Origin of the sequence: Sulfurimonas sp. NW7 (genome assembly GCF_051132265.1) — a bacterium.
Classification (GTDB): domain Bacteria; phylum Campylobacterota; class Campylobacteria; order Campylobacterales; family Sulfurimonadaceae; genus Sulfurimonas; species Sulfurimonas hydrogeniphila.
Genome location: NZ_CP093235.1, coordinates 2,136,871 through 2,159,238, shown reverse-complemented (window position 1 = coordinate 2,159,238; position 22,368 = coordinate 2,136,871). Strand labels below are relative to the sequence as shown.

Annotated in this window: 27 protein-coding genes; 10 read left to right on the top strand and 17 right to left on the bottom strand. The window is 37.1% G+C overall.

The features are described from left to right. Positions 1-175: 175 nt before the first annotated feature. The 8 genes from MLC35_RS11300 to aroC all read left to right on the top strand — a co-directional run bounded on the left by MLC35_RS11300 (position 176) and on the right by aroC (position 7,255). On the top strand, positions 176-811 hold the full coding sequence (locus tag MLC35_RS11300; RefSeq protein ID WP_151899291.1) for a recombinase family protein: 636 nt from the start codon (positions 176-178) through the stop codon (positions 809-811). 17 nt (positions 812-828) lie between these two features. Next, entirely contained in the window at positions 829-2,274 is a 1,446-nt protein-coding gene (gene ccoG / locus MLC35_RS11295) for a cytochrome c oxidase accessory protein CcoG (protein ID WP_434637052.1), read from the top strand. Between the two features lie 134 nt (positions 2,275-2,408). After that, complete coding sequence (locus MLC35_RS11290; protein WP_151899293.1) at positions 2,409-3,473, top strand: YeiH family protein; 1,065 nt, start codon at positions 2,409-2,411, stop codon at positions 3,471-3,473. Between the two features lie 92 nt (positions 3,474-3,565). Continuing rightward, entirely contained in the window at positions 3,566-4,036 is a 471-nt protein-coding gene (locus MLC35_RS11285) for a hypothetical protein (RefSeq protein ID WP_151899294.1), read from the top strand. Beyond that, positions 4,033-5,079, top strand: a complete 1,047-nt coding sequence (locus tag MLC35_RS11280) for a tetratricopeptide repeat protein (RefSeq protein WP_434637050.1) — start codon at positions 4,033-4,035, stop codon at positions 5,077-5,079. The genes MLC35_RS11285 and MLC35_RS11280 overlap by 4 nt, the downstream gene beginning before the upstream one ends. Further along, the gene (gene rnhA, locus MLC35_RS11275; RefSeq protein WP_151899296.1) at positions 5,054-5,488 is read left to right on the top strand and encodes a ribonuclease HI; all 435 of its coding nucleotides are present in this window, start codon (positions 5,054-5,056) and stop codon (positions 5,486-5,488) included. Before MLC35_RS11280 ends, rnhA begins: the two co-directional genes overlap by 26 nt. Positions 5,489-5,501: 13 nt before the next feature. After that, positions 5,502-6,185, top strand: a complete 684-nt coding sequence (gene rnc, locus MLC35_RS11270) for a ribonuclease III (RefSeq protein ID WP_151899297.1) — start codon at positions 5,502-5,504, stop codon at positions 6,183-6,185. Next, positions 6,182-7,255, top strand: a complete 1,074-nt coding sequence (aroC, locus tag MLC35_RS11265) for a chorismate synthase (RefSeq protein WP_434637048.1) — start codon at positions 6,182-6,184, stop codon at positions 7,253-7,255. Before rnc ends, aroC begins: the two co-directional genes overlap by 4 nt. A gap of 3 nt (positions 7,256-7,258) precedes the next feature. Here aroC and MLC35_RS11260 read toward each other — a convergent pair whose 3' ends face one another. From MLC35_RS11260 to MLC35_RS11180, 17 genes are all read right to left on the bottom strand, one after another. Then, on the bottom strand, positions 7,259-7,999 hold the full coding sequence (locus tag MLC35_RS11260; RefSeq protein WP_151899299.1) for a DUF4395 domain-containing protein: 741 nt from the start codon (positions 7,997-7,999) through the stop codon (positions 7,259-7,261). Positions 8,000-8,021: 22 nt separating this feature from the next. Beyond that, positions 8,022-8,990, bottom strand: a complete 969-nt coding sequence (locus tag MLC35_RS11255) for a hypothetical protein (RefSeq protein ID WP_434637046.1) — start codon at positions 8,988-8,990, stop codon at positions 8,022-8,024. 91 nt (positions 8,991-9,081) lie between these two features. Further along, positions 9,082-9,525, bottom strand: coding sequence for an MOSC domain-containing protein (locus tag MLC35_RS11250; protein WP_151899301.1), 444 nt, complete (start codon positions 9,523-9,525; stop codon positions 9,082-9,084). Between the two features lie 97 nt (positions 9,526-9,622). Further along, on the bottom strand, positions 9,623-9,937 hold the full coding sequence (soxZ, locus tag MLC35_RS11245; protein WP_151899302.1) for a thiosulfate oxidation carrier complex protein SoxZ: 315 nt from the start codon (positions 9,935-9,937) through the stop codon (positions 9,623-9,625). 48 nt (positions 9,938-9,985) lie between these two features. Further along, positions 9,986-10,438, bottom strand: a complete 453-nt coding sequence (locus tag MLC35_RS11240) for a thiosulfate oxidation carrier protein SoxY (protein ID WP_188110005.1) — start codon at positions 10,436-10,438, stop codon at positions 9,986-9,988. Between the two features lie 17 nt (positions 10,439-10,455). Continuing rightward, on the bottom strand, positions 10,456-11,613 hold the full coding sequence (locus MLC35_RS11235; RefSeq protein WP_346389821.1) for a c-type cytochrome: 1,158 nt from the start codon (positions 11,611-11,613) through the stop codon (positions 10,456-10,458). Further along, the gene (gene soxC / locus MLC35_RS11230) at positions 11,613-12,989 is read right to left on the bottom strand and encodes a sulfite dehydrogenase (RefSeq protein ID WP_346389820.1); all 1,377 of its coding nucleotides are present in this window, start codon (positions 12,987-12,989) and stop codon (positions 11,613-11,615) included. Before soxC ends, MLC35_RS11235 begins: the two co-directional genes overlap by 1 nt. 277 nt (positions 12,990-13,266) lie before the next feature. Further along, positions 13,267-13,536, bottom strand: coding sequence for a hypothetical protein (locus MLC35_RS11225; protein ID WP_151899304.1), 270 nt, complete (start codon positions 13,534-13,536; stop codon positions 13,267-13,269). After that, complete coding sequence (locus tag MLC35_RS11220; RefSeq protein ID WP_188110006.1) at positions 13,536-13,673, bottom strand: hypothetical protein; 138 nt, start codon at positions 13,671-13,673, stop codon at positions 13,536-13,538. The genes MLC35_RS11225 and MLC35_RS11220 overlap by 1 nt, the downstream gene beginning before the upstream one ends. Before the next feature lie 3 nt (positions 13,674-13,676). Next, a complete protein-coding gene (locus MLC35_RS11215; protein ID WP_151899305.1) occupies positions 13,677-14,276 on the bottom strand; it encodes a DUF2231 domain-containing protein in 600 nt (199 codons plus the stop codon). A gap of 95 nt (positions 14,277-14,371) precedes the next feature. Continuing rightward, positions 14,372-15,418 (bottom strand): DUF6781 family protein, encoded by a 1,047-nt coding sequence (locus tag MLC35_RS11210; protein WP_346389819.1) that lies wholly within the window; start codon positions 15,416-15,418, stop codon positions 14,372-14,374. A 9-nt stretch (positions 15,419-15,427) separates the two neighbouring features. After that, positions 15,428-15,703, bottom strand: coding sequence for an HP0495 family protein (locus MLC35_RS11205; RefSeq protein WP_151899307.1), 276 nt, complete (start codon positions 15,701-15,703; stop codon positions 15,428-15,430). Further along, positions 15,684-16,154 (bottom strand): cyclic pyranopterin monophosphate synthase MoaC, encoded by a 471-nt coding sequence (moaC, locus tag MLC35_RS11200; protein WP_346389818.1) that lies wholly within the window; start codon positions 16,152-16,154, stop codon positions 15,684-15,686. Before moaC ends, MLC35_RS11205 begins: the two co-directional genes overlap by 20 nt. Before the next feature lie 51 nt (positions 16,155-16,205). Next, positions 16,206-16,787, bottom strand: coding sequence for a molybdenum cofactor guanylyltransferase MobA (mobA, locus tag MLC35_RS11195; RefSeq protein ID WP_434637043.1), 582 nt, complete (start codon positions 16,785-16,787; stop codon positions 16,206-16,208). Next, complete coding sequence (locus MLC35_RS11190; RefSeq protein ID WP_434637041.1) at positions 16,788-17,912, bottom strand: OmpA family protein; 1,125 nt, start codon at positions 17,910-17,912, stop codon at positions 16,788-16,790. It lies immediately after the preceding gene. Between the two features lie 31 nt (positions 17,913-17,943). Continuing rightward, positions 17,944-19,203, bottom strand: a complete 1,260-nt coding sequence (gene leuC, locus MLC35_RS11185; protein ID WP_418640804.1) for a 3-isopropylmalate dehydratase large subunit — start codon at positions 19,201-19,203, stop codon at positions 17,944-17,946. Between the two features lie 75 nt (positions 19,204-19,278). After that, complete coding sequence (locus tag MLC35_RS11180; protein ID WP_434637039.1) at positions 19,279-19,782, bottom strand: hypothetical protein; 504 nt, start codon at positions 19,780-19,782, stop codon at positions 19,279-19,281. Positions 19,783-19,960: 178 nt separating this feature from the next. Here MLC35_RS11180 and MLC35_RS11175 point away from each other — a divergent pair, with 178 nt between their 5' ends. Further along, positions 19,961-21,184, top strand: a complete 1,224-nt coding sequence (locus MLC35_RS11175) for a NifS family cysteine desulfurase (RefSeq protein ID WP_434637037.1) — start codon at positions 19,961-19,963, stop codon at positions 21,182-21,184. Between the two features lie 185 nt (positions 21,185-21,369). Beyond that, positions 21,370-22,350 carry an iron-sulfur cluster assembly scaffold protein gene (locus MLC35_RS11170; protein WP_346389813.1) on the top strand — a complete coding sequence of 327 codons (981 nt, stop codon included), beginning with the start codon at positions 21,370-21,372 and terminating at the stop codon, positions 22,348-22,350. Positions 22,351-22,368: the final 18 nt, after the last annotated feature.

Genomic DNA, 22,368 nt, shown 5'->3' with positions numbered 1-22,368 from the left:
TTTATTATTTTAACATTATTGGATATAAAATTTGCTGTATTATCAGTCTAAATTTCACTTTTTAAGTTCGAGAAATGCTAAAATGACGAAATAATAAAAAAAAATATTGACTTTTATCGTCAAATAAGTGTATAATGACGATGAAAATCAATTATTAGAGAGGTTTAATCGTTAAATGACTATTGCCTATATCCGTCCGGATAAAAATTTTTTATCTGCACATGAACAGTTGAAATATATAAATTCTTACACAACGACTAATAATCTTGTTGTTGATGATGAATTTGTAGATTACATATCGCAAAATAAACGTTTGGAAGATCGCATAAATGTAACATCTTATTTTCAATCTAAAGAAGAAGCTATACTGCTTATATATGATGTTTGGGTTTTAACTACAAATATGGAAGATTTAATTCAAATGGTAAGTTGTTTGTTGAAAAATAAATATAAAGTGCATATTATAAAACACTCTGTTATAATTTCACAAGAGAGCAGTGCAATGTTGATTTTAGGGCTTATGGATCAACTCCGGCAAAAATTGAAAAATGATGCTAAAAGAATGATAGGGAGACCAAAAGGAAGCAGATCCAGTTCTAAGTTTGATATTTATTTAAATGAGATTATAGAGTATATAAGAGAGAAAAAAAGTGTAAGTGAAATGGCACGTCTTTTAAATGTCAGTAGAAGTTCACTAAAAGATTACATTGAATCAAGAGAGTTAAAACAGATAGCTTCGGGTTCGTTGCTGACGCATACTCAAGAAGATGCCGAAGCTCAGGTTATTAATACAATAGTATGTCCAGATTAATTTAATAGGAGAAATAGATGAGTGAAAAGAAAAAAAGTATAGAGATACCTACCCCTTGGAGAATTAAACGCTATTATGTTTATGCGTTGGCGACAATAGTAGCTTTGGTGTTGCCATGGATTAAAGTCAATGGACACCACTTCTTTTTATTGAGTTTTGACAAAATGAAACTGGACCTTGCTTTTGTGCAGTTTGATATGCAAGAATTGTATTTGATGCCATTTTTATTGATGCTTCTTTTTATTACTATATTTGGTATGACAGTTTTAGGCGGTCGTGTTTTTTGTGGATGGGTATGTCCGCAAACTGTGTTTCGTGTCATTTATCGTGACTTGATTGAAACAAAATTATTGCATTTACGAAAACGTATCGGAAACAAGCAGCAAGAACCGGATATGTCAAAACCTGAAAACAAAGTAAAAAAAGCGATAGCTGTTATGATATGGACTGTGCTTGCATTGATTGCAGGAGCCGATTTTATGTGGTATTTCGTTCCACCGGAGACCTTTTTTCAGTATTTAAATAATCCTGGAGAGCATTTGACGATGATTGGTTTTGTTGTAGGGATTGCAGCATTTTTGATTTATGACATTGTATTTTTAAAAGAAAATTTTTGTATTTATGTCTGTCCATATTCCCGTGTACAGTCAGTACTCTATGATGAACATACAGTTATGGCGATTTATGACTTTAACAGAGGCGGACATATCTATGACGAGCATCACCATAAAAAATTTGAAAAACAAAAAGAGTTGCAAGCAGCAGAACCAAATGCCGAATGTACGACATGTGAAAAATGTGTAACAGTCTGTCCTACTCATATTGATATACGTGAGGGACTGCAACTTGAATGTATAAACTGTCTGGAATGTGTTGATGCCTGTACAACAGTTATGGGTAAACTTGGAAAACCATCACTCGTGACATGGTCAAGTGAGTATGAGATTGCTGAGAAAAAGGGAAAAACAAAATATTTTCGTCCAAAAATCATAGCATATATGGTTTTACTTGTGGGTCTTATGTTTGCACTTGGATATATGAGTACGACAAAAGAGCATATGCTGTTAAATATCAATAAAGAGACAAGACTTTATTCTGTCAAACATCTTGCAAATAATAAATTTGCAGTTGAAAACTCTTATGTCTTTTTATTGCAAAATACTGAGAATGAACCAATGAAATTTTTCTTTGAAGTTATTCCTCCAAAAGGAATGGAAGGGAAAATTCAAATAGTAAAACCGTCAAAACCTTTCAGAGTGGTACCCGGTGTTAAAAAGAAAAAAATTGTAACACTTAGAACAACAGAGATGTTGGTTGATGACAAACGCAAGGATACTATTATTCCTATTACTATTCATGCATATGCTTTGGATAAAGACGGAAAGCCTAGCAAACTTATTTCTGTAATGAGACATACAATTTTCGTCTTTCCTAAAGAGAATGTCCTTTTAGACTCAAAATAAATTTAATAATAAGAAATCACACCATGGTGTGATTTCTATCAAATTCTTCGCAAATAAATAATTTGTTTTCTCCTCAGCATAAAATTTGCTATAATTCGCCTCTATTTATAAATTTATAATAAAAGGTAATAACTATGGCATTCTCAAAAGAAAATAGAAAAGGTACTGTTTCAGGTATCATCTTTGTTGCAATTTTTGCAGCTGCTGCAACATCAATAGCGCAAATTGCATTTGTCAAATCACTTGGCATCTCTCCTCTTGTTATCGGTATAGTATTAGGTATTTTTTATGCAAATACTTTACATAACCATATTCCGAGTGCCTGGGGAACCGGTATTACGTTTTCAGGCAAAAAGATTCTTCGTTTTGCAATCGTATTTTATGGTTTTCGTATAACATTTCAGCAGATTATGGATGTGGGGCTCAGTGGTTTTACCGTTTCACTGATTATGCTTTCCACGACTTTTTTACTGGGAACATATTTAGGTATAAAAGCGTTTAAGATGGATAAAGACACATCAATGCTTACAGCAGCAGGTGCCTCTGTCTGTGGTGCTGCAGCAGTTCTTGCAACAGAACCTGTTTTAAAAGCAGAAGGGTATAAAACTGCAGTAGCGGTTTCAATGGTTGTGCTCTTTGGTACAATTTCTATGTTTTTGTATCCTGTTTTGTATGCATCAATTATTGAGCCGGCAACAGGATTTTTGCATATGACTCCGGAACAGTTTGGTATCTATACGGGTGGAACTATTCATGAAGTGGCACAGGTTGTAGCCGTGCCTGCTTCTATTCCAGGTGCACCTGAAATTATGGCAAACTCTGCAGTGATTGTTAAAATGACTCGTGTTATTATGATTGCACCAATGCTTATTGTTTTGGGAATTTATTTGTCTATGCAGGCAAAAAAAGAGGGAAAATCTGGCGGTAAATTACAGCTTGTTATCCCTTGGTTTGCAGTATATTTTATAGGTATGGCCGGATTTAACTCTTTAGATTTGGTACCGCATACTATTGTTGATACTATCAATACAATTGATACTTTTCTTTTAACGATGGCAATGACAGCACTGGGTATGGGAACAATCTTTTCCAAATTCAAAGGGCTTGGTTTGGCACCGCTGTATACTGCCGGTGCGATGTTTGCATGGCTGGTTATAGGCGGTTTTGTGGTGACTAAGTTTGTAACAGCTGCTCTTTAGCAGATGTTGCAGCTTTGGCAATGAAGCTTCTTAATACAATTATTTAAATAAATATTATATAATATTTATACTAGTTCACAAGGAGTTTAATTTTGTCATATATTCCAAATACATTAAACTCTTTTTGGCTTTGGAAAGAGGTTTATGTAAAACTGGGAATTTCTAATCCTGCCTATAAATATTGGAAAAACACTCCAACGTTAAAATTGAATAATAAATATATTTTTATTCAAAAACAGACACTTCCAAAAAAACATGAACATGTTGAAAATATTCTAACAGATCTTTCGGGGTATTTGCCAATTAAATATGCATCAGATCAGTTACATGTAAATGAACACTTGTTCGTAAGTGATAAAATGGCACTTCATACAGAGTTTGAGTATAAGTTTGTCGAAGATGTAAAATTTGTAAATGTAAAAAGATTTTTTAGAGAATATGGAATTAAAGTGAACAAAAATTCCATTGTACAGTTAGGGAAAATCAAAGATTTGGAAATATCTTCGGATGCAATATTTTATAATTTGAAAAATGATTACGGATTGGTGGTATATAATTCATGAATACTTTTTTTATAGAGTTTCGAGACCCTCTTTTTTCCATTATTATTTTCTTTACCATTATATTTATAATTACTTTTTTTTCTTATTGGTGGGGGAGATATAAAAGAAAAGAGGATTCTAAACAAATAAGTAAATTTTTGGAACAGTTTCGTACCTTACCATCACATAACGAATTGAAAATTTTAATAGCTGAAGGAGGGCTGTCAGAAAAATCATGGCTGCTTCTTGCGAGTGCATACTATAAAAACGGTGATTATGAAAAAAGTATAGAGATATATAATGAAATATTAAAACTCGGAAATAAAAGAAATACGAGAGAAACAATGTTCTTACTTGGAAAAACATATTTTAAAGCAGGATTTTTAGAACGTTCCAAGCAGGTTTTTTTAGAAATTCTGAAAAAGAATCCCCGTACACCGGAAGCTTTGCATTATTTGCTTCTTGTGTATGAGTACATGAAAGATTATAAATCCGCTTTGGAAGTTTTAGAGCCGTTGGATGAACTTCAAGAAGATGTTATTCTTGAACGTGCATACCTGCATGTTTTGGAAGCTCTTGATTCGCCGAATATGACAAAAGAAGAAAAAGTCCAGAAGTTGTTGGAGATATATAAAAATGCTCATCGTCTGGCTTATTTGATATTTGATTATATTTTTCAGGTAGATCCGCAACTTGCCTGGAAAAATATTGACATCTCTAAAAGCGAACTTTTGACAGAACTCTTCTGGCGATGTGATTCAAAAGATTTGAATTTGGATATAATTACAGACAATGGCTATCTGCGGGAAATTTATACTGCAAGAGGTGATGTGAAACTTGCATACAACAGCAGTATATTTGAGCTTGATGTGTTGATAAAACTTGAGGGAAAATCAAATGCAACACTCAGTTTTGAATATGTGTGTGATAACTGTAAAGGGACATATCCTTTTGCTTTCAGCCGTTGCAGTTCATGTCATGCGATAGATACAGCAAGAGTGGAGTACAGTTTAAGTAAAGATTACGCTAAGGAATTCAATGAAGAAAATAACTCTTTTCAGTGACGGCAGTGCCTTGGGAAATCCAGGTCCTGGAGGTTATGGTGTTATTTTGCGATATGGTAAAAGTGAAAAAGAGCTTTGGGGCTCGGAACTCCATACTACAAATAACAGAATGGAACTCAAAGGTGCAATAGAAGGGCTTCGTGCTCTAAAGGAGCCTTGTGAGGTCGATATAATTTCTGACTCCTCTTATGTGGTGAAAGGAATCAATGAGTGGTTGCAAAACTGGATTAAAAGAGATTTTAAAAAAGTAAAGAACCCTGATTTATGGAAAGAATACATAGAAGTGGCAAAACCGCATAAGATTCATGCCATATGGGTACGGGGACATGACGGTCATGAAGAAAATGAGCGATGCGATGTATTGGCAAAAGAAGCGGCGCAAAAAGCCAAAGAGGCTTTAACACAATGAGGAGAAGGTATTTATGCATAAAAATATAAAGACATTGGAAGAAAAATTAGGATATGAGTTTCGTGACAAAAAGCTCATTATCGAAGCGCTGACACATAAAAGCTATAAGCAGCCCTACGATAATGAGCGATTGGAATTTTTGGGTGATGCCGTATTGGACCTTGTAGTCGGAGAGTATCTTTTTAAAAAGTTTCGGACATCTGATGAAGGAAAACTCTCCAAAATTCGAGCATCACTGGTCAATGAAACAGGTTTTGACAAACTGGCACGGGCTTTGAATCTGGGTGATTATATACTGCTTTCAAATGCTGAAGACAATAATGGCGGACGCGAAAAATCTTCTCTGCTTTCAAATGCTTTTGAAGCTATAATGGGTGCAATATATTTGGAAGCCGGTTTGGCAGAAGTACGAAGAATAGCCATTGATTTAATAGAAAAAAATCATGATGAGATCTCTTTGGATTCTTTGTTCCGTGATTTTAAAACAACACTTCAGGAATTGACACAGGCCCGCTTCGGGATAACGCCGGAGTATAAAGTTTTGGCATCACGTGGTCCTGATCATCAAAAAGAATTTGAAGTGGGTGTATTTATAGAAGACAAAGAGTATGCCAGAGCAAAGGGAAAGAGTAAAAAAATTGCACAACAAGAGGCAGCGAGAGTTGCTGTAGATATGTTAAATAAGGAAAAAAAGTGAACAGTTTTGGAATGAAATTACGATTTTCAACATTTGGAGAGTCTCACGGAAAAGCATTAGGCTGCCTTTTGGATGGTGTTCCGGCGGGCTTGAATATTGATGAAGAATATATTCAAAGTGAACTTGACAGAAGAAAACCCGGAAAGAGTAAATTTGAAACTGCCAGAAAAGAAGCAGACAAGGTTGAAATCTTAAGCGGTGTGTTTGAGGGAAAAAGTACAGGTACTCCAATTGCAATGGTTATATACAATACAAACCAAAAATCCAAAGACTATGCAAATATAAAAGATGTGTTTCGTCCCGGGCATGCAGATTTTACCTATTTTCACAAATATGGTATACGAGACTACAGAGGCGGGGGGCGCAGCTCTGCGAGAGAGACTGCTGCAAGAGTAGCAGCAGGGGCTATTGCAAAACTAATGCTTCAAGAGCTTGGTATTACAGTGCTTAGCGGTATCAGTGAAGTTGCAGGCATACAGGCAGAAGATTTTAATTATGAAGGTGCGAAGAAAAGTGTAATTTATGCACTTGATGCCAATAAAGAAGAAGCACAAAAAGCAGCAATACTTAAAGCAAAAGAGGAGCATGATTCTGTCGGCGGTGTTTCGCGTGTAGTCATCAAAGGCACACCCGTAGGTTTGGGGCAGCCTCTTTACTATAAACTAGACGCTGTTTTAGCGGATGCTATGATGGGTATTAATGCTGTAAAAGCTGTTGAGATTGGAGATGGTGTATTGAGTGCCAAGGTACACGGTTCCCAAAACAATGATCAGATACGTGCAAATGGATTTGAATCCAATCATTCGGGTGGAATACTCGGTGGTATCAGTAACGGGGAAGATATAGTGCTTAATGTCTATTTTAAACCAACGCCATCTATTTTCAAAGAGCAGCATACTGTTACAACAGCAAATGAAGAAGTTGATTTTTCACTCAAAGGCAGGCATGATCCTTGTGTTGCTATTCGCGGTACTGTTGTATGTGAATCAATGGCCGCTTTGGTTATAGCTGATATGATACTGCTCAATATGGGTTCAAAAATGGATGGTGTCATTAAATATTATAAATAATATTTAAAAATCATCATCTCCAAATTCTTTTTCCATTGCTTTTTGATACTTTAATTCTTCTTCTTTTTGGAGTTGTTGTTTTGTTAAGACGGCTTCATGAAGAAACGCACCGAAAAATGTCTTTGGTTCTAATTTTGCCAAAGCAAGATAAATACCGCTGATAAGGGCAATGATTGTTATACCTGCTACTGCTTTTTGTATAGGATTAAATCTCTGTATAGGTTCTTTTATTCGCATTTCACAGGTTCCGCCCGGGCAGAGTGTTGGATTTTTTCTTGTGATAAACTTGTAAATCATACAGCCTACACATATCGAAAAAGCACTTTCGAGAAACATTAATGCAAGGCACAGTACACAGATGAGTACTTTGTAAAAAGTAATATCCCAGTTGAGAACAAACCATTGCATCATAGGCAAAGATATCAGCCAGCCAAGAGTCCAGGCAAAGCGTTTTTGGAGTCCGCCTACATATTCCGGTTTTTGATTTTGTACAGCCAGTTTTCCCAGCAGTAAAGAGGGCGAGTATTTGGGAGAAATCATCCTTGCTGTAAAGTCAATAAACAAAAATGTCAAGTAGACTCTTGCTACGATGACATGTCCAAATCCTATTCCTATAAAAATTACAAGCATTCCCAGCAAGCCAAGTATGCCAGCAGCAGCTCTTGCCTCACGCTCGTTAATGACGGTTACATCATAACCCGGAACTCTTTCTCCGTAGTCTAGTAAAAAACTTTTTAAATTCATAAAATACCTTTAGTTGTAATAATTATTCTGTCATTTCTTTTAAAATTTTGACAATCATCCCCTGGGCCTCTTTTAACGGACGGATAGATTCTTCGTCTTGTATGTCGAGTGTATTTATCCAGTTTTCAACACCCAAAAATCCCATATACATCTTTGATTCATTTTTTTTCTTGTAAAGATAAAAAGAACACGGTGCCCAGGCACCTGCTTCGGGATGAAGTTTTGAAACAGGGTATATTACATCAAATTTGCAAATGGAATATGTATGAAAAAAATCATATTCATGAAAATCGTAATCATCAAATATTTCTTCTTGCAGATTAGTATAGTTTGGAAACAAAAATCCCAAAGGTTCTAATTCACCTTCAAATTCTGCTTCAAAATCTTCTATATAGTCTTCCATTGGCAGGTCGGTCTTTACTTCTGTGGCCATATCAATTGCAAATGATTTTTTTGGAAATTTTACAGTGTAATTTAAGTCTTTAAAATGTCCGTCTGGCATTGCTTTTTTCAGTCCTGTTTGTATCAAAGCAGCATATTTTATTAGATCCGGATCATTTTTCGGGATACCTGTCGCTCTTGACATTCCGTTGAGCGTCAAAGTTGCTATATTCATATTGCCGTCTCTGTCTTCCCAGATAGACATAGTTAAAGGTGTCAATGCACCAAATTTTGGATACTTCTTGATAATCTTATATGTGAGTTCACTGTTTATATACATAGCAAGGTTGTAAGTTTTATAATGCACTTTACCAAATCTGGTTTTAAACGGCTTATTCATATCATTGTTTCCGGGAACACTCAGTCCAATGGCATCAAAAGCAGCTTCTATTGTTTTGGGAGTAACCTTTTTGTTTGTATTGTGTGTTGTAAAAACCTGCACATCCTGTGTTTGGACAGGTTTGGAAGGTGTTGCGGTAGATGTAGCATTACAGCCGTTAATAGACAGCGTTGCTAAAACAACCATTATCAGAGTGTATATCTTTTTCACTTAGTCTCCTTGAGTTTTCTATTGCATAATACGGATTAAATTTATACTGTGTAACTTTATCATTATTGTTATATAAATAATATTAATAGAGTCAAATACTTACTGTATCTCCGACTTTAATTACGCAAGGACCACTTATTATTTTTGCAAATATACCTCTGTCGTTTTTTAGCAGTTTAGGCAACTTTGGGTTTATGATGGACAAGCCTTTGCACAGAGTGCAGTTTTGTGTTATTTCCAATGTTGTATCACCTATTGTAAAGGTCTCCCCTGTATTTAAATGGTAGGGGTTGATATCAATTAAAATATTTTCGCCCAGTGCTCCGTCTGATAGGTTTATGTTTGTATCATATGCCATATTGTAGCTTTGGATAGAGGTAATTAAAATAGCTCTTTGATCATTTTTATTGTAAAATTTGTCATTTAGAATTCCGTGTTCGTCGGCATCTATATGAGAGGTGTTTATTCTTGTTTTATCTGTATCATTTTTTGTGATGAATAATTTCAGAACTTTACCCTGCAGGTTTTTCTTCATCTGTTTTTGCTCATTATTTGTATTTGTTGTAGTTGTTGTAAAAAATTGAGAGTATGAGAGCCAATGTAGTAATTGGCTCTTAAAAAAGAGGGTAAAATTATTTAATTTTACCTTTGCCTTTGTAAGTTTTACCTTTAAGGTCAACTGCTAACATTTCAACCTTATCACCTTTTTTACCAATTCCTTTAAATTGAAATTTGAAAATAGGATTTTTAGATAAGAATTGTGAAGTAGACATATCTAAAACAGTCTCACCATTGACTGTAGCAGTTAAATGAGTAATAAAGTTTGCGTTATCTCTGCTACCGGTTTTCTTTTCTGCCATATTGTAAGTCATCATTTGATGTTTAACCATTGCTTTAACTTTAACAACACCGCCTTTTAATTTTGCTTTTACTTTAATTCCAGCCATTGTATTTCCTTATTTATTTTATTTTTTTTGTATCAAAATGAGAAGGAATTATCCTTCACATCCACCAAGAGCAACATCAAGAGTTTTCTTAGCAGCGTATAGTTTGCCGTCTTTACCCTCAGCAACGATTGTTATCGTACCGGATTTAGCCATTTTGATTTTAATAGAATATTTGTTTACACTGTACTTGTTTGTTTCTACGACAAGTACTGCTGCTTCCGGATTTGCATCTTGAAATACAGAAATTGTTTTTACATCTTTGTCAGTTGAAAAATCAACCGGAATTGCACCACCGTTACTTGCAACATCAGGAGCAGTAAGTTTCACACCTTCCATTGTTAATGCATTTGAACCATACATTGCTTTGATAGCATCATCAACAGTTTTTGCTGTCCATACAGTCGGTTTGAGTTTTCTGTAGTCTTCTGCTCTTACACTTGCCGGTACAACCGCTAACGCCAGTGCGCCTAAAGTCATGCTTAAAAATTTTCTTCTTTCCATCATTTTATCCTTTTTGTTTATTTACTTTGGTTGATAATATAGTCAACAACTGATTTGAATTGTTTGTCAGAGAGTGATGAACCGCCTTTAGGAGGCATTCCTGTATCAGTCCCTTTTAAACCATTTTCATATACTTTATCCATTCCTTTTACAAGCAACGGTGCCCATGCGGACTTGTCCCCAGGTGCTGGAGCAGCACCTGTGTCATGGCACATTGCGCAGTTTGCCGCATATGCTTTTTTCGCATCAAAACTGCTCTCTTCTTTCTCTTTTGGAAGATCTCTTACTGCAGACAAAGGCGGATGAAAGTCACTGATTCCGGCACCTTTTATATAAACAACTTCCGCAGTCGGTTCCTGGCAGTCTTTCATACATCTTGATGCAGGGTTTTTGACATCATATTTCTGTCCGCCAAAGTTTTTTGCATTTGCATAATACTTACGTACATTTTCAGGACCATTCGGACCAGCGATATCCGGTTCAAATCCGTCTCTGTTTGGCATTTTTATTTTTAGGAATTTTTCACGATTAAGTACATACTCATCATCAACTTCCACACCGTCTATTTCCATTTCATTGGCATTTAATATATATGCAACCAAAGCATATACTTCATCATCACTGAGACTGTCAGTCAACGGATGAGGCATCGCATCTTTGATGTACCACCATAGAGTACTTGCCTGTGGCCAGTATGTACCAAAAACACGTACTGGACCGTCAGTATCTGGTTTGATTCTTTGATTTGTTAATGTTTTATGCAATTCATAGGCATTTCCTTTGGATAAAGCAGGATAGCCACCGCCGCCTGAACCAAAGTCACCATGACACATGACACATTTTGCTTCATAAATATTTTCGCCTTCTTCTACACTTCCCTGACCTTCCGGTAAACCGGTACCGTCAGCCATGACATCAGAATTCCACTCATCATATTCCGCTTTTGTCGGAGTACGGCCATATTTTACATCTGCATTATGCGCATTTGTATTGACATAGTATGGTCCTGTTTTTCCGTTTACAACAGGATAGTCTACTCCACCGTCAATAGAAGCTTTTGTAGGCACATTTGAACCTGCAGGTGAAGCATTTTCCACACATGCAGAAAGTCCCAGTGACAATACAGCTGCAGTAGAAATTGAAATTAATAATTTTTTATTTAATGTAAACATCATTACGCTTTTCCTTCTATTACTAACTCGCCATTTGCTTTACGCCCTAATTGAGAACGTACTTCAACGTGAGTTATCTTTCCGTCTTTTTCAACTTTCCATGTTTCCACTGCATTTCTATGGTACACAGCTTCTACACCTACAGTAAGAATTTCCTGGTCAACTGTCGGTTGGATGTATCCTGCATCATCTCTGGCACGAGAAGTAAGGAAGAGTTCCTGTCCTTTTTTGTATGTATGCATATAGCTCCAGCGTGTCCAGCATTTAGGAAGAACCAAACCTTTGAGTTTTGCTTCAACATAATTTCTTCCACCGTCAAAAGAGAGATCCACACCTGTAATTGTTCCCATTCCAGACCATGCAAGACCTTCTATCTCTACTATGTCACCATCTTCCAGGTCTGTCCAGTCAATTTCCGGAGACGGAGAAGTTACTGTTGAGTTTACTTCATTTGCATAGAAGTGTTGGATGGCCTTTCCGGTTGGTTTCAAGACTGTGTATTTAGATGTTTCTTCTTTACAGTACCAAGGTTCACTTGCGAAGTCTAAACGTCTTAGCCATTTTACACAGAGATTGCCTTCCCAGCCCGGAACAAGTAAACGAATCGGATATCCTTGTTCAGGACGCAGTGCTTCACCATTTTGGCCCCATACAATCATGGCATCATCCCAGACTTTTTCCATTGGAATAGTTCGACCCATTTTTGAGGAGTCTCCGCCTTCTGCAAGCATCCACAGTGCCTCTTTTTTTACACCCAGGTCTTTGAGGATGTCTTTAATGTAAACACCTGTCCATTCTGCACAGGACATAAAGCCTTTTGCAAACTGTAAAGAGTTGTATTGTGGACCTCTCCATTCTTGACCGCCGTTTGCAGGACACTCAATAAAGTGAGTACGTGTTACACTTGGGTAGCGCTTCAGCTGCTTCATAGTAAGAACCAGAGGTTTTTCAACCAAACCGGTAATCATAAGTCTGTGCTCATTCGGGTCAATATGTGCCACACCACCGTGACAACGACTGAAAAAGAGGCCGTTTGGTGTGATGATTCCGCTTGACTCTTGTAAAGGCGTAACCGCAATAGATGCTCTGAAGTTACCCGAAGCAAGGAGCTTCGTGTATCTTCTTGTTACGTTATGCTCATACTTGGATGGCATTCCGTAAAGATTCTTTGTTACAGGATCTCCCCATTTTGTTCCCCACGGTGTAGGTTCTAAAATAGCGGGATCGCCTGCTTCTTCTGATGCCAGCAGAGAAGTTCCAGCAAGTGCAGTTACAGATAATGCAGCTGTTTTTCTGAAAAAGTCTCTTCTGCCAAGACTTGAGTCGTTACTGTTGTCAGTAGCAGACTCTACATCTTGTTGAGATTTTTTTATATCCACAATGTTCTCCTTGGTAAGTTGTTATTCTGTTTAATACTTTTAATATCTCATTAATTTCCAGGCAATACAAATAATTGCTGATTTGTATTATGCCATTGTATGCTTAAATTATAAATACATAGCAAAAGGTATTATACAAAAAAATGAGACAAAAATGTGATATCAGCACCTAAAATGCACTAATTGGTTACTTATTGAAACACTCTCCATATATAACTAAAAATAATATTTGTACAGGTTATTTTTGGAATAACATAAACTTATTAGATAATAAAAATTATTTTTCAACTATACCCAGCACAAGATAGGTTTCAGAGGCTTTGTCAATGAAAAACGGTATTATAAATCCCTGGTGCTCAAGGTCTTTTATGTTTTCATCATTAAAATAGACAGACTGCTTGTATTTTTGTGCTTTTGTCGGAATATTGATTATTACAGTATCCAAATACATTTTAAAGTTTTTTGTTGCCATAAAATCTTCTTTTGCGAATTTTTGCAAAATATCCTGTAGCTGTTTTTCAAACAGGTCAGTGCATAGTATTTGCATCATTTGGCCTTTTCGTTAAGCCAGTTTGAAAGTTTTTGTGTGCAAGGATAGAACTCTTTTACAGAGTTCTTGTCCTGTTTGTATTTTTCAAATGCTTTTTGCATCTTTTTTTTTGCATCTTCATTAATCTTTTGCATTATCTACTCGTCATCATCTTCTTCTTGGGTTTTTGGTGTATTGCCATAAATAGCATCCACTTCTTCTGAAAGTGAACTAATCTCATCTATTGCGTCTTCATAGGCTTCCACTTTTTCATCACAGTCCTCAGTGGCTTCAGCATTAGCTGTTGCTTCATGGAGAGAATCTTCTATCATATAGGCTTTAAAAGGCATACCGTAGTTGTAAACTATTTCTCCACCGTGTTTTCCTTGCAAAAGTGTTGTTGCTGTTGCTGCAAGTAAAAGAAGAATGGCCAATGCCTGCACAGCAAAATTTTTCATTTTATATCCGACTATCTGCACCAATGCGATAATACCCGTTGCTATTGCCAGATACAGCCCAAGCTCTTTATGTTCCAGGAGTTCTTCTTTACCGGCTTTGCTCAGATAATCAAAAATTTCCGGTCCGGCCTGATTCCCTGTATACCAGGCTACTGTCATTGCAAGTGCTGCCGCAAGTGTCATTATAAGAGAAGTTTTCGACATCATTTCACTTTTGCTGTAAAGATAAACAAGTCCAAAAACTGAAGCAACTACAGGTAAAGCCATCGCAAAGTGTACGGTTGCAGGGTGTAACATCATAGTAAATCCTTTGTATTTGAGTTTAGAAAATTATATTAAAACATTCAAATTTATTTTTTAGTTAATTATAATAATAAATTATCTTAAGATGAAATTTATCTATCTTTTTTTTCCATCGCATCTTTGGCTGACTTTATTGCACTGCCAAGTGCTGCCCGGGCAACTTCCCATGCCTGTATGCCCATTTTTTTGGCTTCCTGTGCCTTTGGCGAATGCAGGGCATTGTCTGCTTTCTTGGCTGCAATTTTTGCAAAGGCAGAAAACTTTTCTTTGATAACTTCAGCTGTTTCTTTGGAGATAAGAATAAGCTCTTCGAGATCATAACGCATTTCTTTGTTAAGTTCGAGAAGGATTTTTTTAATGTATTGTGAACTTTCGGAAGCCTGCGTGATGATTATCTGTGAAAAAAGTGTATCTGTCTGATGCAAATCTTCTATGATAGTATCATAGTCTTCGATAAGTATATGTTTGGCTTCTACAGGCATAAATGCAACTCTTTGTTTAAATCTGTCAATAGATTTGATCAATCCGCTTCGCATACCTTTGAGTGTGGCAGAGAGAATCTCTTGGGCTCTTGTCGGTGTTGCTTCTGCAACTTCTATAGTCGTTGCAAGAATTGTGGAGAGGATTTTTCTCACACGTATTGTATTGAGAGAACCTTCTTTTATAGACTCAAAGGTAATATCTTTTATAACCTCTTTGATTGATTCGTTTACATCACCGTCTGTATCTTTTTCCAGTGCTGTAATAATGGCTGATTCCACCATTTCGCTGAGCATATCATACAGATCAATGGACTGCAGTTTGATTTGATGTAACATATGAACAGCTTTGTCATCTTTGAGTTGCTCTTCAATAGCATTGAAAACCTCATATTTTGCTATTTGCAGCTCTTCTGATTTTTTGTGCAAAGCTCTTTCGATGGCTTCTTTTTGTTCCAAAAGCTTTTCAACCTCTTCTTTCAAAGTATGTGTTTCTTCTTCAACAAAAGTATTTGTTAAGGCTTTCATCTCATCCAGTGAGATGTTTTTCAGATCTACTTTTGCATCGGACAATGCATGTCCGATTCTTTTTTCTATACTTTTAAATTTATGACTGTATGCTTCTTTGAGTTTTGTTTGCAGGGTTTGATTTTGATCCATGGGTTACTCCTAAAGTACCATTTTAATATCTTGATGATTTTTCAAAGCATCATATATAAATTTTCTGTCATCTTCGTTATGAACAAGTAAATCAAGGTTCATACTGACATATTTGCCTGTTTTAGACTTGTTTGAGTCTGTAAGTTTGTGTGAGCGTTCGTCAATGACCTCTTTTATGGCATTTTGCAGAGCCTCTTTCTCACTTGCAATGACTTTATAGCACCAGTTACAAGGATATTCAAGTTCCAATTGTTTGTCTTTGAGTTTATCGTTTAAAGTCTCCACTTTTTCCTCCTGATTTAGATTCAAGTTGAACATTCTGTATCACCATTCCTTTGTCGATAGCCTTTACCATGTCATAAATTGTCAAAAGCCCGATGCTGACTCCTGTTAATGCCTCCATCTCAACACCTGTCTGTCCTGTGAGTTTCGCAGTAACTGTAAGCTTAAATCCGGGAAGCTGTGTCAGTTCTTCTACCTCACAGTTTATGCCGCTTAAATTTAAAGGATGACACATAGGAATGAGTTCGCTGGTTTTTTTCGTCCCCATAATAGCTGCAATAACGGCTGTTTGCAATACAGGACCTTTTTTTGTTTTTTCGCTGACTATGGCATCGTAGGCATCTTGACTCATTCTTATGATACCGCTTGCTATTGCTACTCTTGTTGTATTGTTCTTATCACTTACGTCAACCATTTTAGGTCTTTGGTTTTCATCAAGATGCGTTAAATTCATTACTAAACTGCTCTCTGTTAAATTATTTTTTACTATTATAGCAAAGTGCCGTTAATAATGTGTGAGAATTTCAAGAGCTTTTTGATAATCTTTAGGGTGATTCATATTTAAAAAGGGTTTTGAATCAGGAAAATAAACATAGCTTGTTTTGGAATTTTTTAAAAGAGAACCAAGTTTATGATTGTTTTCATGAAGCATCTGTAAAAATTTTGCTTGTAAATTTTTGGAGTAGATACCGCATAGGGGCTGTACACCCTCATCTGTTTTGGCGATAACCGCATCAGAAGCAGAGTTGTCGGCAAGTATGATTTTTTCTATTTCTCTTTGAGACACAAAGGGGGTGTCAACGCTTAGAACAAATATTTTTTCTGCACCGAGTGTATCAAATACTGTGACAAACCCAAGAGTAGGAGCGAAAACAGAAGAAACTTTTTTATCTTCTATGAAGTTCGCATCAAAAGAAAAAACTGATTTGTTTTTGCAGGAGATATAGACCTTTGTAAAAATTTTACCCAGTCTGACGTATTGGTACTCTGTCAGGGTACTGAAACCGGCAAAAGGGAGAAGCGATTTGTCCTCTCCCATTCTGCTGCTTTTGCCGCCTGCAAAGATAATACAAGGAATATCGAACATTTAGTTGAGTGTTAAGTTTGCTTCAATCCGTCTGTTTTGTGCGCGACCTTCAGCTGTTTTATTACTTGCAATAGGGTTAAGCTCACCCATTCCTAGCGTTGTCAGTCTTGAAGCAGGTACTCCTTTTTGTACAAGAAGTTTTTTTACTTCATCGGCTCTTTTTTGAGAAAGTTTTTTGTTATAAGCTTCGCTTCCTCTGCTATCAGTATAGCCGACTATCTCAGCACTGTAGTTTTTGTATTTTTTCAAAAAGTCTGCAAATGCGTCTATTTTTGCAAGAGATGTTTGCTTGACTGCATACGAATTGTTTTCAAAATGAATGTCTAAGTTAATCGTTTGAGGACATCCATCTACATTTACCGGAGTTCCTACAGGAGTGTTGGGACATTTGTCTAAAGAATTTTCTACTCCGTCATGGTCATCATCAAGAGAAATTTTGCAACCGTTTATATCAACTGTACTGTTTGGCGGAGTATTTGGACATTTGTCGAGGGCATCATAAATGCCGTCACCGTCACTATCCACTTCCGGTTTTTCTATGAGGATAACTTTTTCTTCGACAATTGTAACAACCTCAGGGATTGTTTGTGCTTTTTGTGCACCAAAAGAGTAAGTAAGACCGACAAGACCTACAAGGTTGCTGTCAGCATTTCCGGCATTGTTTGAAGCAATTTTTGCCATATAAATAGCTTCTAATTTAAGCGCCCAGTTTTGAGTAAAAGGGATTTTCACTCCTGCCCCTGCATCTAAAAACATACCGGTTTCATTATTTCTGTTTGTATCAGAAATATTTTCAATGCCTACACCCATTTTTGCAAAAGGGATGACGGTATGTGTTTTTTCAAAAGTATACACGCCATTAAAAGCACCACGGGTAATTTGTGTATCTCCACCTGACTTATAATCTACGCCGCGAGAATGAAATACTGAAAATTCCGGGCTTATTTTACTTTCTAAAGTATTGAATTGTACTTCAACGCCTCCTGTAAAATAGCCGTCATCTTTAATGCCAAGATTGCCTTCTGCGATATCGTATCCTATCATTGGAGAGATTTCGTATTTGTAATCGCTCGCTTGAATCAGTGTCCCTGCCAATAAAAGTGGTAGCAAAAATCTTTTTTTCATAAAATATTCCTTATTTGTTATTAATATATCATTATCTCGGGTCTGTAATATACCCTGTTATTGCTGATGCGGCAGCAACGGCTGAGTTTGCCAGATAAACTTTGGAAGAGCGGCTGCCCATACGACCGACAAAGTTTCTGTTTGTTGTGCTGATGGCTACTTCATTGTCCCCTAAAATACCCATGTATCCGCCGAGGCAGGCACCGCAAGTAGGATTGCTCACAACACCGCCGGCATCGACAATGATATCGATATAGCCCAAATGGTTTGCTTCACGCAGGATTTTTTGTGTTCCCGGTGTGACAATGAGACGAACATCAGGATGGACTTTTTGTCCTTTGAGTATCTCGGCAGCTACTTTGAGGTCAGCAAGCCGGCCGTTGGTACAGCTTCCGATAAAAGCCTGGTCCACTTTGATTTTATCTTCGACCGCTTTTTTGACAGAGTGACCGTTTGACGGCAAGAAAGGATAGGCAATAACGGGGTCAAGGTTTGCAACATCAATCTCTAAAACCTGAACATACTGGGCATCTTCATCAGAGTAGTGAATGCGAGGCGCGCGGGCGAGGTTTTTGTCTGCCAAAAACTCTGCTGTAATCTCATCATAGGCTACGATACCGTTTTTCGCACCGGCTTCAATTGCCATATTGCACATAGAAAATCTGTCATCTATCGTAAGGTGCTTAATCGTACTTCCTGTAAATTCCAAGGTTTTGTACAGTGCACCGTCGACGCCGATAAGACGGATAATCTCCAGGATAATATCTTTTCCTGTTGTATATTTTCCGGGTTTGCCTGAGAGTACAACTTTGATAGATTCGGGTACTTTGAACCAGTTCCCGCCGGTAATCATAGCAAATGCAAGATCCGTTGAACCCATTCCTGTTGAAAATGCACCGAGTGCTCCGTGCGTACATGTATGCGAATCGGCACCGATGATAACATCACCCGGAACAATCAGTCCCTTTTCCGGCAATAAAGCATGCTCAATGCCCATATCCTTTTCATCAAAATAGTTTTTGAGTTGGTGTTTTTTTGCAAAATCGCGGGAAATTCTTGCCTGATTCGCTGATGCAATGTCTTTTGCCGGAATAAAGTGATCAAGAACGATAGAGAAACCGTCCGGATTTGCCAGTTTTTGTGCACCACTCTCTTCAAAAGCTTTGATAGAAATAGGTGTAGTAATATCGTTTCCGATAACCATATCAATATCGCAACGGATAATTTCACCCGCTTTGACTTCACGACCGATATGCTGTGAGAATATTTTTTCAGTTATAGTTTGCCCCATGATGGTTACCCTCTTATAATATAATTAATTTCGCGATTATAACATAAGAGATTTAAAGTGATATTTCAGGAGATGCTAGATTTGATATTTAATGGCTTTTTTAGTAAATTCGGTTGAACAAAAAAACAGAGCAATAAAAACAGGGTTAAATACGATAACATCATCTTCAAGCGTTTCAAAAACAGTAAAACTGAAACCTTCTCCGTCATTGGGATTTTGGGGAGTGATGACAAACTTCAAAGGTGCCAGTGCCCGCGACATGTTGATGATGTTCTTTTTTACTTTCGAATTTATCCCGTCTAAGATATTGAAATCTTTTTCTTCAGCCTCTCTGTGCGCAACGAGAATATTTTGAATCAGATCTATTTTGTCTTTAAAAACTACTTTGTTCCATTTTATGATTGTATTGTTTGAAGCAATTTGGCAGTTCTTTTGCATAAGCGGATGCGGTTTTTTTGCACGCATGGCTTCAATGAGTGCAAGTAAATAGTTTACGCCACCTATGTTTTTGGCTGCTTTTGTTAAAAAAAGATGTAAAAACTCTTTTTTCTTTTGGTCTAGATTGTTAAAATTACACATTGTTTTTTCCTTGTTAATTTGTTATTATAACATTATTATTGGCTGTTTGAATTCTTAAACAAAATGTAAACTCAGTTTGGCTTAAGCAAATCATAATGACAAAACTATTATGATGTCAAAAGTAAAAGAAGACAAAAATAGTCTGATTTAAAATATAACCCAATTAAGAGGTAAAAATATGCAAGTTTATTTAGACAATAACGCTACTACGATGACGGACCCGCAGGTAGTAGAAGTAATGCAACCATTCTTTAGTGAAATTTACGGAAATCCCAATTCGCTTCACAAGTTTGGTACAGCATCACATCCATACCTGAGAAAAGCAATAGACCAGGTTTATACAGCACTCAATGCGAGTGACAATGATGATATCGTATTCACATCATGTGCAACAGAATCAAACAACTGGGTATTAAAGTCCATCTATTTTGACAAAATTGTCAATGGAGAAAAAGACCATATCATTACAACAGAAGTTGAACATCCTTCAGTGCTTGCTACATGCAGATGGCTGGAAGAGCAGGGCGTGAAAGTAACTTACCTTCCTGTCAATGAAGAGGGTATTGTTGAGTCACATACGGTAAAAAGCTTCATCACAGACAAAACCGCACTTGTAAGTGTTATGTGGGCTTCAAACGAAACAGGGATGATTTTCCCTATTAAAGAGATTGGTGAGATTTGTAAAGAAAAAGGGGTTCTTTTTCATTCTGATGCTGTTCAGGCAGTCGGAAAAATTCCTGTTGATTTACAAGATGTACATGTAGATTTTTTAAGTATGTCTGCGCATAAATTTCATGGACCAAAAGGTATCGGGGCACTTTATATTAAAGATTCACAGCCTTTGACTCCACTGTTTCACGGTGGAGAGCAGATGGGTCATCGTCGTTCGGGAACATTGAATGTTCCCTATATAGTAGGTATGGGAAAAGCTATCGAACTTGCTACAACAAATATTGAAGAGACAATGGCTTCTATTCGTGCAAAACGTGACAGACTTGAAGATGCACTTTTGGAACTCAGTGATACTTTTGTTGTCGGCAACCGTGAAAACCGTACACCAAATACAATTCTTATTTCTATAAGAGGTGTTGAGGGTGAAGGGATGCTTTGGGACTTGAATAACGGTCAAATCGGGGCATCTACAGGTTCAGCATGTGCTTCTGAAGATTTGGAAGCGAACTCTGTTATGCTTGCAATCGGTGCTGACAATGAACTTGCACACACAGGTATCAGACTATCACTTTCGCGTTTTACAACAGATGAAGAGATAGACTACACAATAGAGCATTTTAAGAGTGCGGTGGCAAGACTTCGTGCTATATCGAGTTCGTTTGCAAAAGTAGCACCGACTCCGGGCGGCGAAGCGGGGGAGTGTCATATTCCTCACCACATGGCACATTAATAAGTAAGTGTTGCCATGTTTTTCTCTATAAAATTCCGAGGGCGAATCCTCCCTACGGTCTGAGCCTCTTCATTTTACAGAGAAAAACATTATGGTAAAGCAACGGGTTGCGCGAGCGTTGGCGTGACATGAGGGAATAAAAAAGGTTCCCTTAAATTCATGAAATAAATCAAAGGAAGAATAGTATGGCAAAAGCAGATATGTTAGGCGAGTCTCTATGGGACGCGTATTCAAATAAAGTAACTACATTAATGAACAATCCCCAGCATCAAGGGGAAATTACACCGGAAGAAGCTGAAGCACACGGAAACAAGCTCATCGTAGCAGATTTCGGAGCGGAGAGTTGTGGAGATGCAGTAAGACTCTACTGGGAAATTGATCCAAAAACAGACAAAATTGTAAACTCAAAATTCAAATCATTCGGTTGCGGTACGGCTATCGCATCAAGTGATGTAATGACAGAGCTTTGTATTGGTAAAACAGTACAGGAAGCGGTAAAAATTACAAATATTGATGTGGAAAAAGCACTGCGTGACGATCCGGATACTCCGGCAGTTCCACCGCAAAAAATGCACTGTTCGGTAATGGCATATGATGTTATTAAAAAAGCAGCTTCATTGTACCTCGGTGTAGATGAAGAGAGTTTTGAAGATGAAATCATTGTATGTGAATGTGCACGTGTTTCACTCGGAACGATTCAGGAAGTTATTAAACTGAATGACCTCAAAACAGTTGAAGAGATTACAGACTATACAAAAGCCGGCGGTTTTTGCAAGTCTTGTATCAAACCGGGCGGTCATGAAGACAGAGAGTGGTATCTGGTTGACATTTTAGAGCAGACTCGCAAAGAGATGGAAGCAGAAAAAATGAAAGCAGCTGCAGATGCGATGAGTGCAGGCGGCGGAAATTTTGAAGAGATGACACTTGTACAGCAAATCAAAGCTGTTGATGCTGTCATTGATGAGAGCGTCAGACAGTTCCTGATTATGGATGGCGGAAATGTGGAAATCATAGACATTAAAAAGAATGATGACAACATTGATATCTATATCCGCTATCTCGGTGCATGTGACGGTTGTGCCTCATCTGCTACAGGGACACTCTATGCAATTGAATCAACACTAAAAGAAAAACTTTCTAAAAAAATCAGAGTTTTGCCTATCTAATTTTCTTCTCTGACTCTC

Bases quoted from the DNA above. Each gene is read 5' to 3' on its own strand.
- MLC35_RS11300 (WP_151899291.1), top strand. From the start codon at position 176: ATGACTATTGCCTATATCCGTCCGGATAAAAATTTTTTATCTGCACAT.
- ccoG (WP_434637052.1), top strand. From the start codon at position 829: ATGAGTGAAAAGAAAAAAAGTATAGAGATACCTACCCCTTGGAGAATT.
- MLC35_RS11290 (WP_151899293.1), top strand. From the start codon at position 2,409: ATGGCATTCTCAAAAGAAAATAGAAAAGGTACTGTTTCAGGTATCATC.
- MLC35_RS11280 (WP_434637050.1), top strand. From the start codon at position 4,033: ATGAATACTTTTTTTATAGAGTTTCGAGACCCTCTTTTTTCCATTATT.
- rnhA (WP_151899296.1), top strand. From the start codon at position 5,054: ATGAAGAAAATAACTCTTTTCAGTGACGGCAGTGCCTTGGGAAATCCA.
- rnc (WP_151899297.1), top strand. From the start codon at position 5,502: ATGCATAAAAATATAAAGACATTGGAAGAAAAATTAGGATATGAGTTT.
- MLC35_RS11260 (WP_151899299.1), bottom strand. From the start codon at position 7,999: ATGAATTTAAAAAGTTTTTTACTAGACTACGGAGAAAGAGTTCCGGGT.
- MLC35_RS11250 (WP_151899301.1), bottom strand. From the start codon at position 9,525: ATGAAGAAAAACCTGCAGGGTAAAGTTCTGAAATTATTCATCACAAAA.
- soxZ (WP_151899302.1), bottom strand. From the start codon at position 9,937: ATGGCTGGAATTAAAGTAAAAGCAAAATTAAAAGGCGGTGTTGTTAAA.
- MLC35_RS11240 (WP_188110005.1), bottom strand. From the start codon at position 10,438: ATGGAAAGAAGAAAATTTTTAAGCATGACTTTAGGCGCACTGGCGTTA.
- MLC35_RS11235 (WP_346389821.1), bottom strand. From the start codon at position 11,613: ATGATGTTTACATTAAATAAAAAATTATTAATTTCAATTTCTACTGCA.
- MLC35_RS11225 (WP_151899304.1), bottom strand. From the start codon at position 13,536: ATGCAAATACTATGCACTGACCTGTTTGAAAAACAGCTACAGGATATT.
- MLC35_RS11220 (WP_188110006.1), bottom strand. From the start codon at position 13,673: ATGCAAAAGATTAATGAAGATGCAAAAAAAAAGATGCAAAAAGCATTT.
- MLC35_RS11215 (WP_151899305.1), bottom strand. From the start codon at position 14,276: ATGATGTTACACCCTGCAACCGTACACTTTGCGATGGCTTTACCTGTA.
- MLC35_RS11210 (WP_346389819.1), bottom strand. From the start codon at position 15,418: ATGGATCAAAATCAAACCCTGCAAACAAAACTCAAAGAAGCATACAGT.
- moaC (WP_346389818.1), bottom strand. From the start codon at position 16,154: ATGAATTTAACGCATCTTGATGAAAACCAAAGACCTAAAATGGTTGAC.
- mobA (WP_434637043.1), bottom strand. From the start codon at position 16,787: ATGTTCGATATTCCTTGTATTATCTTTGCAGGCGGCAAAAGCAGCAGA.
- MLC35_RS11190 (WP_434637041.1), bottom strand. From the start codon at position 17,912: ATGAAAAAAAGATTTTTGCTACCACTTTTATTGGCAGGGACACTGATT.
- leuC (WP_418640804.1), bottom strand. From the start codon at position 19,203: ATGGGGCAAACTATAACTGAAAAAATATTCTCACAGCATATCGGTCGT.
- MLC35_RS11180 (WP_434637039.1), bottom strand. From the start codon at position 19,782: ATGTGTAATTTTAACAATCTAGACCAAAAGAAAAAAGAGTTTTTACAT.
- MLC35_RS11175 (WP_434637037.1), top strand. From the start codon at position 19,961: ATGCAAGTTTATTTAGACAATAACGCTACTACGATGACGGACCCGCAG.
- MLC35_RS11170 (WP_346389813.1), top strand. From the start codon at position 21,370: ATGGCAAAAGCAGATATGTTAGGCGAGTCTCTATGGGACGCGTATTCA.